The sequence below is a fragment of the Streptomyces sp. NPDC002309 genome, assembly GCF_053593375.1.
Map to the genome: position 1 here is coordinate 24210 of NZ_JBSFCI010000018.1, position 12431 is coordinate 36640.

The following is a 12431-nucleotide window of genomic DNA, read 5'->3' on the forward strand; positions in this document are numbered from 1 at the left end:
TGTCCCGCCCCCCACCACCTGACCAGCCCGATGCGCAAGGCGGCGGTCGCCGCGCAGGAAGCGGAGCGGATCAACCTGTGGGCGGGAACGGGCAACCGCCATGCCACCTCCGAGCCGGCGGCCCGGATCCCGCGGAGGCCGGCCTCCCGGCTCGGAGCCGCGCCGCGACGCACGCACGACGGATGCGCCCACCGACCAGGACGAGCCCGCCCACCGATCAAGAGGAGCAGTGCCATGAACCACCCCCTGCCCGACGTACTCGCCCGCTGGAAGAACGCCTTCGACAGCCACCGGCCGGACGCGATGGCCGAGTTGTTCACGCCCGACGCGCTCTTCCAGGGCTTCGGACCGGTGCCCACCGCCGGCCGCGAGGCGGTGCGGGCCTACTACGCGGCGGTCCCGGAGGACCGGCGCGCCGACTTCACGGTCCTGCACACCTACACCCTCGGCGAGGACGTCGCCGGCGGCTTCGCGGACGTCACGTTCGGCGACCCGGCGGGATGGGAGGCGAAGGTGCACATGTCGCTGGTCCTGGGGCGCGACGGGAACGAGTGGAGGATTCGCCAGTACCACGTCTCCCGCGTGGCTCCCCAGGACTGAGGTCCCCCGGCGGGGCCGCACGCCGCGTCCCCTCTGTTCGCCGCCCGGGCGCCGAGCCGCCCGCACCGAGAGGGAGTACGACCATGCGAGAGTTCCTCGTCGAGCTCACCACGACCGTTCCGGAGGGTACGGACCCCGCCGAGGTGGACCGCGTCCGCGCGGCGGAGTCCGTACGGGCCCGGGAACTGGCCGCCACAGGGCACCTGGCGCGTCTGTGGCGCCCCGTCGGCGAGCGGCGCAGCATCGGCGTGTGGCGCGCCGCCGACGAGGCGGAGCTTCGGCGGAACGTCCTCGGCACCCTTCCGTTGTGGCCCTGGATGAACGCGGTCGTCACGGAGCTGGAGCCGCATCCCAACGATCCCGGCACGCCTGCGTGACAGCGGTGCCGGGGGCCGGTCCGCAACGGACGGGCCGGGCGACGGTCGTCAGCCGGCCGGGCGTGAGCGAGGCCCGCGCCGGTCACCGACCGGAGGTCGCCGCTGACCGGGCGCGGGCGTCCCGCCCCGCGCGGACCCTCTCCGGTCGTCAGCCGAGGACGACGGAGTGCTCCCGCAGCGGGACGAGTTCCCCCACCACCGGCGCCCCGGGCACCTCTCCCGCCACCAGCAGCCCGCCCGAGGTCTGCGCGTCGGCCAGCAGCAGCCGGGTGTCCTCGTCCACATGCCCGAAGTCCGTGTACGGCGCGACCCACTCCAGGTTCCGCCGACTTCCGCCGCTCACGTAGCCGTCCCGGACCGCCTCCCGCGCACCGTCGAGGTACGGCACGGCGGAGGTGTCGACCACCGCGGTCACGCCCGAGGCACGGGCCAGCTTGTGCAGATGGCCGAGGAAGCCGAAGCCGGTGACGTCGGTGGCGCAGGTCGCACCGGCGGCGAGGGCCGCGGCGGAGGCGTCGCGGTTGAGTGCCGCCATCGTGGCCACCGCCTGCTCGAACCGCTCACCGGTGGCCTTGTGACGGTTGTTCAGCACACCCAGGCCGAGGGGCTTGGTCAGCGACAGCGGCATTCCCGGCCGGCCCGCGTCGTTGCGCAGCAGACGTGCGGGATCGGCGAGGCCGGTGACCGCCATGCCGTACTTGGGTTCGGGGTCGTCCACGCTGTGGCCGCCCGCCACATGGCAGCCGGCCTCGGTGGCGATGTCGAGCCCGCCGCGCAGGACCTCTCGGGCCAGTTCGAGGGGCAGCACGTCGCGCGGCCACGCCAGGAGATTGACGGCGACGAGCGGTCTCCCGCCCATCGCGTACACGTCGGAGAGCGCGTTGGCCGCGGCGATGCGGCCCCAGTCGTAGGGGTCGTCCACGACGGGGGTGAAGAAGTCCGCCGTGGACACCACCGCACGGCTCGGGTCACCGCCTTCGGCGGGCAGGGCGACGACGGCCGCGTCGTCGCCCGTGGCCAGCCCGACCAGGAGCGAGCCCTCGCTCGCGGTCGCCGGCCGGGCCAGCCCGCGCAGCACGTGCTCCAGCTCGCCGGGCGGGATCTTGCAGGCGCAGCCGCCGCCGTGGGCGAACTGCGTGAGACGAACGGGCGTTTCACTTGTGGTGGTCATGCCGGGTCCTCCGGATCGACGGTGTGCGGCCTCCGATAGCCTGGGCGGGCAGGGGAGGCGTGTGGGTGCCTGGTGGCCCTCCCGGTCTTCAAAACCGAGGTGTCCGAGGATCTCGGGCAGGCGGGTTCGATTCCCGTCCGCCTCCGCTCCCCGCGTCCGCACGGCAGCGCCGGCGCTGGTCGTCCACGCGTTCCGTGAGCCCCCGCGCGTCCAGGAACTCCAGCAGCGGTACGGCCACCCGGCGGGTCGTGCCGAGGGCCTGGCGGGCCTCACCGAGGGTGAACGGCTGCGGCAGCCTGCGCAGTACGGCGCTGGCACGCGCGTGCGCGTCCGGCAGCAGCACGATCCCCTCGCCGACCCGCAGCAGCGCGCCCGCCGCGACCGCCGCCGCCAGTGCCTTGCGCGTGAGGCCCAGTTCGGTCAGCCGGCCCGCATGCGGGGCGCGGAACGGGGCTCGTGCCAGCTCTGCCCGCAGGGCCTCGACGGCCGCGCGGACCGGCGGCGGCAGCGTGGGGCGGGGATCGCCGCCGTACAACCGCCCCTGTCCGCCGCGCAGTTGCCCCGACGCCCCGGCGAGCGCGTCGACGAGGGACCGGTCCGGCAGGCCGAGCAGCCGGCGGGCCGCCTCGGTGGGCAGACCGGGCTCCAGCGGGTGTTCGGCCGCGTGCCGTTCGACCTCGGCCTCCAGCCGCTCCCGCAGTGCCGTCCAGTGGGCCGCGTCGGCCAGCCAGTCACCCGCGACCGGCGCGGCGGGTGCAGGCACTCCCATCGCCGCCAGCTCGGTGGCGCGGACGAGACCGCGCCGTCGCAGCTCCGCCGCGCCGTCCGGCCGGCCGGTCATGTCCGCCAGCACGGCGGCCCTGGTCCGGGCGGCTCCGCGCCGGATGAGGCGAGGGGGTCGTACGTCCAGGACGGTCGTCGCGCAGGCTGTGCGCCGGCCGCCCGGTTCGCGCAGGACGGCGCGGTCGCCCACGCGCAGGGGCAGCGCGCGGCTCAGGGTCAGTCTGGCCGTGTCCCGGCCGAACGGACGGAGGGTCACCGGCACCGCGGCGGTGCCGATGTGCAGGGTGAGCGTCCGGGGCAGCTCGTCGGCCGGCGCTCCGCAGACCCGCACGTCGACCAGGCCGGTGAGCAGCCAGCGGTCCGGGGTCAGCAGCACCTGGCCGCGGTGCAGCGCGCCCTCGGCCGCGCCGTGCACGTTGACGGCCACGCGCGCCACCCCGCTGACGGCGGGGACGTCCTCGTTCAGGCACTGCAGTGCGCGCACCCGGAGCGTGGTCGTGCCGTCCCCCGCCATCAGGCGGTCGCCGACGCGCAGGGTGCCCGCGCCCAGGGTGCCGGTGACGACGGTGCCGTGCCCGCGCACGGTGAAGGCGCGGTCCAGCCACAGCCGTAGGTCCGCGTCCCCGGGCGGGACAGGCAGCTTCCGGCCCAACCGGACTATTTCCCGGCGCAGTTGTGCCAGTCCCGCGCCGGTCACCGCGCTCACGGCGACGGACGGCACGGGGCCGAGGGAGGTGGCGGCGAGGCGCTCGGCGGCGTCCGCGCGCACGGGCTCGGGGTCGGCCAGATCGCTGCGGCTCACCGCGAGCACGGCGTGTCGCACCCCGAGGGCGTCCAGGATCTCCAGGTGTTCCTGCGACTGCGGCTGCCAGCCCTGGTCCGCGGCGACCACGAACAGCACGGCGGGCACGGGCCCGACGCCGGCCAGCATGGTGGCGACGAACCGCTCGTGCCCGGGCACGTCCACGAAGGCGATCGGCTCCCCGCCGGCGCGGGCGCTCGTCCCGTCCGGGGCGAGCCGTGTCCAGACGAATCCGAGGTCGAGGGTGAGTCCCCGGCGCCGCTCCTCCTCGTGGCGGTCGGGCTCCATCCCGGTCAGCGCCCGCACCAGGGCGGACTTGCCGTGGTCGACATGCCCGGCGGTGGCCAGCACACGCATGCCGGCTACCCCCGCGCGGCCGGGTCCGGGACCGACCGCACGGCCGCGGCCAGCCGCTCGTCGTCCTGCGGCGGCACCGCCCGCAGGTCGAGCAGACAGCGGCCCGCCTCCAGCCGCCCCACCACGGGGACCGGGCCGGTCCGCAGCGCGGCCGCGTACCGCTCGGGCAGCGACAGCGCGGCGCTGGGCAGCGTCACACCCGGCGCGCCCCCACCGCCCACCGTCGCGCTGCTCGCGACGGCGCGCACGTCGACGCCGTCGGCCCCGAGAGCGCAGGCCAGCCGTTCGGCGCGGTCGAGGAGGACGGCCGAAGTGGCGCCCAGCGCGGCGGCGGTCGGCGTCTCGGGACCGGTCAGCGTGGCCTCCAGTGCCGCCAGGGTCAGTTTGTCGACGCGCAGCGCACGCGCGAGCGGGTGCCGCGACACACGCCGCACCAGGTCCTCGTCCCCGAGGAGCAGTCCGCACTGGGGTCCGCCGAGCAGCTTGTCGCCGCTCGCGGTGACGAGCGACGCACCGGCCCGCAGCTGGGACTCGGCGTCGGGCTCCTCCGGCAGCAGGGGGTGAGGGCCGAGCAGTCCGGAGCCGATGTCGACGACCACCGGGACACCCAGGTCCGTCAGTCCCCCGGCGCCGACGGCCCGGGTGAACCCCGTGACGCGGAAGTTGGAGGGGTGCACCTTCAGCACGAAGGCCGTCTGCGGGCCGATCGCGGCGCTGTAGTCGGCGACGGTGGTGCGGTTGGTGGTGCCCACCTCGCGCAGCCGGGCTCCGGTGGACACCAGCAGGTCCGGCAGGCGGAAGCCGTCCCCGATCTCCACCATCTCCCCGCGGCTGATGACGATCTCCTTCCCGGCGGCGAGCGCGGTCGCCGCGAGGACCAGGGCCGCTGCCCCGTTGTTCACGACGTGCGCGGCGGCGGCGGACGGCACCCGCTCGCCGAGTGCGGCGAGGGCCGTCCGGCCGCGGCGGGCGCGCAGCCCGGTGTGCAGGTCCAGTTCGACGTCCGTCGGGCCGGCGGCTTCCCGCACCGCCCGGCGGGCCGCCGCCGACAGCGACGCCCGGCCGAGGTTGGTGTGCAGGAGCACGCCGGTCGCGTTGAGGACCGGCCGCAGCCCTCCGGCGGTGGACGGCAGCAGGGCCACCGCCGTGTCCGCCACGTCCTCCGGTGCGAGGGAGCCGTCCCGCGCCCGCGCCTGGGCCTGCCGGACGGCCGCCTTGACCGCGTCGGCCCCCAGCCGGCCGGCCGCCTCCGCGAGGCGCGCGTCGCGCAGCAGCGCGTCGGTACGGGGGATCCGCCGCCGCACGTCCGTGGTGTCCTGGCCCGGACCGGCCCCGGTCACGCCGGTGCCGTGCGCGCTGCCGACCGGGACAGCCGCCTCCCGCTGGTCCACGCGGCCCCTCCTCTCCACTCGATCCCGGGGCTGCCGGTGAGCGCCCCTCGTCTCCCGATGCCCCGCGCCGTACCTCGACACGGCCGGTACGGTGGCCGACCCGGTCTCTCGGGCAGGTCAGGCGCGAGCGAGCTCCGCGGCGCCGAACGAGACGTCGAAGCGGTCGCACCAGATGCTCACGCTGCTGTAGCCCGCCGGATCCACGTCCCGGGGCAGCGCGTAGTTCTGGTTTCCCTTGTTGCCCTTGAGCGCGCCGAGGCTCACGTACTCGCCGTCGTCGAAGACGCGCCACCCGGCCGGTCCCCGCTGGACGGGCGCGTCGGTCAGCCAGACACGCAGGTCCGGCCCGCTGCTGGTCGCTAGGTTCTCCAGGCGCAGGACGTGGGATCCGTCCGCCAGCCGTACGAGCTTCGCCGTGCCGGACGTCTCGTGCTCGTGGCTGATCAGCTCACCGGTCGCCAGCGTCCGCGGCCCGTCGGCCGGGGAGGGCTGTCCGGAGGACCCTCGTGAGGGTGCCGCGATCCCTGGCAGGGCCTCGTCGACGGTCGTGTCCTGCCAGAGTTTCCACGGCTGGAACCAGTACAGCGCGAAGCCGGTTGCGCCGACCGCCACCAGCAGCACCGCGACGACCGACGGCCGGGTAAGCGCCTTGCGCACACGCGTCATCTCCGCCTCATCTCCTGGGAGTTCGTCTCCCACCCTCCCATTCACCGGGTACGGGCGGCATCAAGGGGTACGGGCGCCGTCCACGGTTCGCTCAGCGGTGTTCGGGGTTGTCCGCCCCCGGCCGGCAGCCGGCGTCCCACTCCGAGCGCTGGTTGCCGTGGGCCGGGACGCCTCCGGCGCGCTTGAGCATCGCCGCCAGATGCATCAGGTTCCAGCTCATGAAGGCGGTGTTGCGATTGGTGAAGTCGTTCTCCGGGCCACCGGAACCGGGGTCGAGGTAGGAGGGTCCGGGTCCGGCCGGTCCGATCCAGCCCGCGTCGGCCTGCGGCGGAACGGTGTACCCGAGGTGCTGGAGGCTGTAGAGGAGGTTCATGGCGCAGTGCTTGACGCCGTCCTCGTTGCCGGTGATCAGACAGCCGCCGACGCGTCCGTAGTAGGCGTACTGGCCCTGGGAGTTCAGCAGGCTGGAGCAGCTGTACAGCCGCTCGACGACCTTCTTGGTGACGGAGCTGTTGTCGCCCAGCCAGATGGGCCCGGCCAGCACGAGGATGTCGGCGGCCAGCACCCGCTCGTACAGCGCGGGCCAGTCGTCGGTGGCGAAGCCGTGGGCGGTCATGTCGGGGTAGACACCCGGCGCGATGTCGTGGTCGACCGCGCGAACGAGTTCCGTGGTCACCCCCTGCGAGTCCATGACGGCGCGGCTCTTGTCGATCAGACCCTGGGTGTGGCTGAGCTGGGGCGACGGCTTCAGCGTGCAGTTGATGAACAGCGCGCGCAGGTCGTCGAAGCGGTGACCGTCCCCAGTGGACGGGGCGGACGGTGCTGCCATGGCGAACTCCGGGGAGGGGGGGCGGAAGGGTGAGGGGCGGGGTGCCCAGGGCAGCGTCTCGCGGAAGTCCCGCGCCGTCGCACTGCGACGCACCGGCACACGGTGGTTTCCGTGCGTACCTGACGGCCCGTCGGGCGCGCGCCTCGCGCGGGCAGCGGCGTCCCACGGAGTCATGACATGACCGGGCCCGGCCCGCGGTACGAGGGGTCCGGCGCACCACGCGGGCGCCTCACGGAGCGGTGCGGACCGCCGCCCGGCCCACCGGCCCGGGGAACCGGTGGTGCCGCCCGATTCAGGAAGCGGCCGCGGGCGGCACCGCCTCGGGGGCGCCGGAGCGCGAACCGCGGGCCCCGGCAGTTGCGCCGGTGATCTTTCGGTGTCTAGGGTCCCCGGGAAACATCCAGGGGCAGAGAGTGAGTTCACAGATGCAGCCGACCTTCGTCCTGGTTCACGGAGCCTTCGCGAACTCCTTCTCCTTCGCGCCGCTCCAGGCCGAGCTGGGCCTGCTCGGGCACCGTTGCGTCGCCGTGGACCTCCCCGGCCACGGCTTCGGGGCCGGCTACCCGCGCGCCTACCAGGCGCCGCAGGACCTCGAGGACCTCGCCACCGCTCCCGGACCGATCAAGGGCGTCACGCTCGCCGACAACGCCGCGCACCTGATCGGCATCCTGGAACGGGCCAAGGACAACGGTCCGGTGATCCTCGTGTCGCACAGCCGGGGCGGTGTCACCGCCACCGCCGCGGCCAACGCCCGGCCGGACCTGATCGACCGCATCGTCTACGTCGCGGCGTGGTGCCCCGTCGACCTGGCGGTGGGCGACTACTACGCCGAGCCGGAGATGGCCACGGTCGACGCCGCTTCACTGGGCCTGGCGATGGCCGGGAACCCGGCGGAACTGGGCCTGCTGCGCGTCAACTTCCGCACCTCCGACCCGAACGCCCTCGCCGCGTTCAAGGCGGCCTTCCTCGCCGACGGCACCGACGAGGAGTTCCTGACGTTCCTCAACACCTTCCAGCCCGACGAGAACCTCGACGTCGGCACGTCCGACGACCGGGCGCGGGCGGCCACCTGGGGCCGCGTCCCGAAGACGTACGTGCGCCTGACCGACGACGCGAGTCTGCCGCTCGCCCTTCAGGACCGCCTGATCCGCGAGGGCGACGCGCTGACCCCGGACAACCCCTACGACGTCCGCACCCTCGCGGGAAGCCACCTGAGGTGGCTGATCCACCCGGCACCCGCGGCCCGCGTCCTGAGCGAGGTCGCGGAGCTCACGGCGCGGTCCGCCCGACCGTGACGGGCGCCGCTCCGGTCCGCGTGCCGGGGTGAGGCCGGCCGGGGAACGGGCGCGCGCTCAGCGGGCCTGCCGACCGCCTCGTCCCGGACGGGCGCGGTGGGGTTCGCGCAGCTGGGCGCCGATGCCGGCCAGGATCAGTCCGATGGCGATCAGCGGTCCGTCGGCGACGACGATGCCGGCCGCCAGGAGGGCCAGGGCGACGCCGAGGGTCCACCAGGCCCCTGTGTGACGGTACTCGCGGGGGCGGACGGGACGGCCGGCTCCCAGGACGCGGGTGAATCGCGAATCGTCGCGCTCGGACCGTGCCGCGAGGACGACCGGACGTTCGCCGTCGGACTGCGCCATGACGCCTCCTCCCGGGCTCGCGGTCCTCTCCAGGGCTCCAGGCTCGCGCCCCGGGACGCCTGCCCGCCATCGGCCCCAGCCCCCATCCCTTCCGGCGGCGGGCACCCATGAGGACCGCCGGCGCGGCCCCTGGCTCCTCGGCAGGTGGGTGTCGCCACGGATGGCGCACGGTCGGGCCAACGCCGACGATGAAGCATGGCGGGCAGCCGGAACCAGGTCGAGGAGGCGATACGCGGTGCCCCTGTACTGGCGGATCTTCCTGTTGAACGCCGTGGTGCTCCTCGCGGCCACGGCCCTGCTGCTGGGCCCGGTGACCGTCTCCACGCCGGTCCTGCTCACCGAGGCGGCGGTCCTCACCGCAGGTCTGGCCGCCATGCTCGTCGCCAACGCCCTCCTGCTGCGCGTCGGGCTGGCCCCGCTGGAACGCCTCACCCGCGCCATGACCACCACCGACCTGTTGCGCCCTGGCCGGCGTCCGGCCGTGAGCGGCCACGGGGAGATCGCGGAGCTGATCACGGCGTTCAACACCATGCTCGACCGCCTGGAGGAGGAGCGCGCCACCAGCAGCGCCCGCGCCCTGTCCGCGCAGGAGGCCGAACGCCACCGCGTCTCCCAGGAGCTCCACGACGAGGTGGGCCAGACGCTCACCGCCGTACTGCTCGAACTCCAACGCGTCGCGGGCGCCGCCCCGCCGGCCGTGCGCGAGGAGCTGCGCCAGGTGCAGGAGACCACCCGGGGCAGCCTGGAGGAGATCCGGCGCATCGCACGCCGACTGCGCCCCGGAGTCCTGGACGAACTCGGTCTGACCGCCGCCCTGAAGGCCCTCACGACCGAGTTCACCCATCCCGGGCTGTCCGTCGCACACCACCTCGGCACGGACCTGCCGCCGCTGCGGCACGACACCGAACTCGTGCTGTACCGCGTCGCCCAGGAAGGACTGACCAACACCGCCCGCCACGCGCGGGCCCGCCACGCCGAGCTGACTCTCCGGCGCACCGCCGCGGGCGTGGAGCTGCGCATCCACGACGACGGCCGGGGCATCGGCGACGCGCCCGAAGGCGCCGGCATCCGCGGCATGCGCGAACGCGCCCTGCTCGTCGGCGCCCGGCTCTCCCTCGGGCCGTGCCCAGGCGGCGGCACCGACGTACGCCTCACCGTCCCCGACCGGAACCCTGACCATGCCTGAAGCAGCCGCCCCCACCCGCATCCTGCTCGCCGACGACCACGCCCTGGTCCGGCGCGGGGTCCGCCTCATCCTCGACGGCGAACCCGACCTGACCGTCGTGGCCGAGGCCGACAACGGCGCCGAAGCCGTGGAACTGGCCCGTGTCCACCACCCGGACCTGGCCATCCTCGACATCGCCATGCCCCGCCTGACCGGGCTGCAGGCCGCCCGCGAGCTGAACCGCATCCAGCCGCATCTGCGCATCCTCATCCTGACCATGTACGACAACGAGCAGTTCTTCTTCGAAGCGCTCGCCGTGGGCGCGTCCGGCTACGTCCTGAAGTCCGTCGCCGACCGGGACCTCGTCGAGGCGTGCCGCGCGACGATGCGCGGTGAGTCCTTCCTCTACCCCGGCGCCGTCAACGCCCTGATCCGCGACTACCTGGGCCGTCTCCGGGAGGGCCGCGCGCTGCCCGCCAAGGCGATCACGCACCGCGAGGAGGAGATCCTCAAACTCGTGGCCGAGGGCCACACCTCCCAGGAGATCGCCGACCTGCTGGTCATCAGCCCCAAGACCGTGGAACGCCACCGCGCCAACCTGTTGCAGAAGCTCGGCCTGAAGGACCGCCTGGAGCTGACCCGGTACGCGATCCGCGTCGGCCTGATCGAGCCTTGACCGTGCGGGGTCACCCCTGACGGCCGCGTCCGGCGCACGGCCCCCACGGCTGACCTCAGCGCCTCGGCCCTGGATTCGCGGGTGGGCGGCACCCAGCGGCCCGGCGGGTACCGGTCCGCCACGCCGTCCCGCTGAGTCGCGAAGCCGTGGGTCAGTGGGCGAGTTCGGCCACCACCACCGCCTCCAGGCGGGCCTCCTCCGGGCTCATGCAGTCGTCCAGCGCGGTGAGGTACCGCTCGGCGTCCAGAGCCGCCGCGCAGCCGGTACCGGCGGCGGTGACCGCCTGCCGGTAGTCGTGGTCGACGACGTCACCGCAGGCGAACACACCGTTGAGGTTGGTGCGCGTGGACCGGCCTTCCACGGCGACATAGCCGGCGTGGTCCAGGGACAGCTGGTCCCTGACCAGTTCGACACGCGGATCGTGTCCGATGGCGATGAACACGCCGGTCACCGGGAGGTCGGTCTCCCGGCCCGTGTCCACCTCACGGGCACGCACCCCGGTGACCTTCTCCTCGCCCAGGACGTCGGTCACCTCGTGGTTCCACAGGAAGCGGATCTTCTCATTGCGGTGCGTCCGCTCCTGCATGATCTTCGAGGCGCGGAGCCGGTCACGGCGGTGCACCACGGTGACGGTGCGCGCGAACTTCGTGAGGAAGTTCGCCTCCTCCAGCGCGGAATCGCCGCCCCCCACGACCACGACGTCCTGGTCACGGTAGAAGAAGCCGTCACAGGTGGCGCACCAGCTCACGCCGCGCCCGGACAGCCGCTTCTCGTTGGCGAGCCCCAGTTCCCGGTAGCCGGACCCGGTGGCGAGAATGATCGCCCTGGCACGGTGGGTGTTCCCCGCGCTGTCGACGACCTCCTTGACGTCCTGGTCGAGCCGGGCCTCCACGATGTCGTCGGGGATCAGCTCCGCTCCGAACCGCTCCGCCTGCGTTCTCATCCTGTCCATCAGCTCCGGGCCCAGTACCGCCTCGGGGAACCCCGGGTAGTTCTCGACGTCGGTGGTGTTCATGAGCGCGCCGCCCGCGGAGACGGAACCCTCGAACACCAGCGGGCGCAGCAGTGCGCGGGCGGCGTAGAGCGCGGCGGTGTAGCCGGCCGGACCGGAGCCGACCACGATCACTTGCCGGACGGTCTCATCCACCTTGATCACCTACCAGGTCCTGGGGAGGAGGACGGGACCAGCCCGCCGTCGTCTGGGGAAGTCGGGCATGGTCCCGGCCGCGGACGACTCCACCATGCACTCGCGCCCGGACGTCCGCATCCTGTCGGCGGGGACCCCTGCGCGGGCACGCCCGACCGGCCCGGATCCGCCTTGCACCGTCGCCGTACGCTGGGGCTGAGGCGTAGCCAACCAGCGACGACAACGCGGAGGACAGAGATGACTGGACAGGCGCAGAGGGCCGTTCTCGCAGGAGGGTGCTTCTGGGGCATGCAGGACCTGGTGCGGCGGCAGCCCGGCGTGCTGTCGACCCGTGTCGGTTACACGGGCGGTGACGTGCCCGACGCCACGTACCGCAACCACGGCACGCACGCGGAGGCGATCGAGATCACCTACGATCCCGGTCAGACCGACTTCCGCGCGCTCCTGGAGTTCTTCTTCCAGATCCACGACCCCACGACGAAGAACCGGCAGGGCAACGACATCGGCCTCAGCTACCGCTCGGCGATCTACTACGTGGACCCCGAGCAGAAGGAGACGGCCGAGGACACGATCGCCGATGTGGACGCCTCCGGCCTGTGGCCGGGCAAGGTCGTGACGGAGGTGGAGCCCGTCGGCCCCTTCTGGGAGGCCGAGCCCGAGCACCAGGACTACCTGGAGCGCTATCCCGAGGGATACACCTGCCACTTCGTCCGCCCGGGCTGGCGGCTCCCCGCCCGCGCGAAGGACTGATGTGAGGTGCCCGCGCCGGCGCGTCGTGCCGCCGGTCCGGCACGCCCGGGCCGGCGGGCACCCCGGTCCGGTCTGCT

At 73.9% G+C, this 12431-nt stretch carries 13 protein-coding genes, 1 tRNA gene and 2 pseudogenes; 8 read left to right on the forward strand and 8 right to left on the reverse strand.

All coding sequences use genetic code 11. The features are described 5' to 3' along the window. Positions 1-234 precede the first annotated feature (234 nt). Together ACWCPM_RS16895 and ACWCPM_RS16900 are read left to right on the forward strand one after the other, a co-directional pair. Positions 235-600: an SgcJ/EcaC family oxidoreductase gene (locus tag ACWCPM_RS16895; protein WP_450976945.1), complete on the forward strand. Its 366-nt coding sequence runs from the start codon at positions 235-237 to the stop codon at positions 598-600. 83 nt (positions 601-683) lie between these two features. Next, positions 684-977, forward strand: a complete 294-nt coding sequence (locus tag ACWCPM_RS16900) for a muconolactone Delta-isomerase family protein (protein WP_450976946.1) — start codon at positions 684-686, stop codon at positions 975-977. Between the two features lie 148 nt (positions 978-1125). Here ACWCPM_RS16900 and selD read toward each other — a convergent pair whose 3' ends face one another. Further along, positions 1126-2148, reverse strand: a complete 1023-nt coding sequence (gene selD, locus ACWCPM_RS16905) for a selenide, water dikinase SelD (RefSeq protein WP_450976947.1) — start codon at positions 2146-2148, stop codon at positions 1126-1128. Positions 2149-2201: 53 nt separating this feature from the next. Between selD and ACWCPM_RS16910 the strand changes: the two genes are divergently transcribed. Beyond that, positions 2202-2294 (forward strand) — tRNA-Sec (locus tag ACWCPM_RS16910). 35 nt (positions 2295-2329) lie between these two features. On the opposite strand, the pseudogene ACWCPM_RS16915 reads toward ACWCPM_RS16910, so the two are convergent. Then, positions 2330-2491 (reverse strand): annotated as a pseudogene (locus tag ACWCPM_RS16915) (SelB domain-containing protein); the annotation flags it as partial. Here ACWCPM_RS16915 and ACWCPM_RS16920 point away from each other — a divergent pair. Next, positions 2471-3544: a hypothetical protein gene (locus ACWCPM_RS16920; protein ID WP_450976948.1), complete on the forward strand. Its 1074-nt coding sequence runs from the start codon at positions 2471-2473 to the stop codon at positions 3542-3544. The pseudogene ACWCPM_RS16915 and the gene ACWCPM_RS16920 sit on opposite strands and share 21 nt — an antisense overlap. 51 nt (positions 3545-3595) lie before the next feature. Here the strand turns inward: ACWCPM_RS16920 and ACWCPM_RS16925 are convergent. The 4 genes and pseudogenes from ACWCPM_RS16925 to ACWCPM_RS16940 form a co-directional block, all read right to left on the reverse strand. Next, positions 3596-4090, reverse strand: a pseudogene (locus ACWCPM_RS16925) (GTP-binding protein); the annotation flags it as partial. 5 nt (positions 4091-4095) lie between these two features. After that, positions 4096-5430, reverse strand: coding sequence for an L-seryl-tRNA(Sec) selenium transferase (gene selA, locus ACWCPM_RS16930; protein WP_450977054.1), 1335 nt, complete (start codon positions 5428-5430; stop codon positions 4096-4098). A gap of 168 nt (positions 5431-5598) precedes the next feature. Further along, positions 5599-6147, reverse strand: coding sequence for a DM13 domain-containing protein (locus ACWCPM_RS16935; RefSeq protein ID WP_450976949.1), 549 nt, complete (start codon positions 6145-6147; stop codon positions 5599-5601). A 91-nt stretch (positions 6148-6238) separates the two neighbouring features. Further along, complete coding sequence (locus ACWCPM_RS16940; protein WP_450976950.1) at positions 6239-6976, reverse strand: flavodoxin family protein; 738 nt, start codon at positions 6974-6976, stop codon at positions 6239-6241. 413 nt (positions 6977-7389) lie between these two features. On the opposite strand from ACWCPM_RS16940, the gene ACWCPM_RS16945 reads away from it, so the two are divergent. Then, on the forward strand, positions 7390-8271 hold the full coding sequence (locus ACWCPM_RS16945; protein ID WP_450976951.1) for an alpha/beta fold hydrolase: 882 nt from the start codon (positions 7390-7392) through the stop codon (positions 8269-8271). Between the two features lie 57 nt (positions 8272-8328). Here the strand turns inward: ACWCPM_RS16945 and ACWCPM_RS16950 are convergent, their stop codons facing one another. Next, positions 8329-8616 carry a DUF3040 domain-containing protein gene (locus ACWCPM_RS16950; RefSeq protein WP_450976952.1) on the reverse strand — a complete coding sequence of 96 codons (288 nt, stop codon included), beginning with the start codon at positions 8614-8616 and terminating at the stop codon, positions 8329-8331. 235 nt (positions 8617-8851) lie between these two features. Here ACWCPM_RS16950 and ACWCPM_RS16955 point away from each other — a divergent pair, with 235 nt between their 5' ends. Both ACWCPM_RS16955 and ACWCPM_RS16960 read left to right on the forward strand, forming a co-directional pair. Then, positions 8852-9802 (forward strand): HAMP domain-containing sensor histidine kinase, encoded by a 951-nt coding sequence (locus ACWCPM_RS16955; protein ID WP_450976953.1) that lies wholly within the window; start codon positions 8852-8854, stop codon positions 9800-9802. Further along, positions 9795-10457, forward strand: coding sequence for a response regulator (locus tag ACWCPM_RS16960; protein WP_450976954.1), 663 nt, complete (start codon positions 9795-9797; stop codon positions 10455-10457). Before ACWCPM_RS16955 ends, ACWCPM_RS16960 begins: the two co-directional genes overlap by 8 nt. Before the next feature lie 151 nt (positions 10458-10608). Here ACWCPM_RS16960 and trxB read toward each other — a convergent pair whose 3' ends face one another. Beyond that, positions 10609-11604, reverse strand: coding sequence for a thioredoxin-disulfide reductase (trxB, locus tag ACWCPM_RS16965; protein WP_450977055.1), 996 nt, complete (start codon positions 11602-11604; stop codon positions 10609-10611). 237 nt (positions 11605-11841) lie between these two features. Between trxB and msrA the strand changes: the two genes are divergently transcribed. Beyond that, complete coding sequence (gene msrA / locus ACWCPM_RS16970; RefSeq protein ID WP_450976955.1) at positions 11842-12354, forward strand: peptide-methionine (S)-S-oxide reductase MsrA; 513 nt, start codon at positions 11842-11844, stop codon at positions 12352-12354. Positions 12355-12431 lie beyond the last annotated feature (77 nt).

What these genes read in the sequence shown, in the direction of transcription:
- msrA (WP_450976955.1), top strand. Translation starts at nt 11,842, where the DNA reads ATGACTGGACAGGCGCAGAGGGCCGTTCTCGCAGGAGGGTGCTTCTGG.
- ACWCPM_RS16900 (WP_450976946.1), top strand. Translation starts at nt 684, where the DNA reads ATGCGAGAGTTCCTCGTCGAGCTCACCACGACCGTTCCGGAGGGTACG.
- selD (WP_450976947.1), bottom strand. Translation starts at nt 2,148, where the DNA reads ATGACCACCACAAGTGAAACGCCCGTTCGTCTCACGCAGTTCGCCCAC.
- ACWCPM_RS16960 (WP_450976954.1), top strand. Translation starts at nt 9,795, where the DNA reads ATGCCTGAAGCAGCCGCCCCCACCCGCATCCTGCTCGCCGACGACCAC.
- ACWCPM_RS16935 (WP_450976949.1), bottom strand. Translation starts at nt 6,147, where the DNA reads ATGACGCGTGTGCGCAAGGCGCTTACCCGGCCGTCGGTCGTCGCGGTG.
- ACWCPM_RS16950 (WP_450976952.1), bottom strand. Translation starts at nt 8,616, where the DNA reads ATGGCGCAGTCCGACGGCGAACGTCCGGTCGTCCTCGCGGCACGGTCC.
- ACWCPM_RS16895 (WP_450976945.1), top strand. Translation starts at nt 235, where the DNA reads ATGAACCACCCCCTGCCCGACGTACTCGCCCGCTGGAAGAACGCCTTC.
- ACWCPM_RS16940 (WP_450976950.1), bottom strand. Translation starts at nt 6,976, where the DNA reads ATGGCAGCACCGTCCGCCCCGTCCACTGGGGACGGTCACCGCTTCGAC.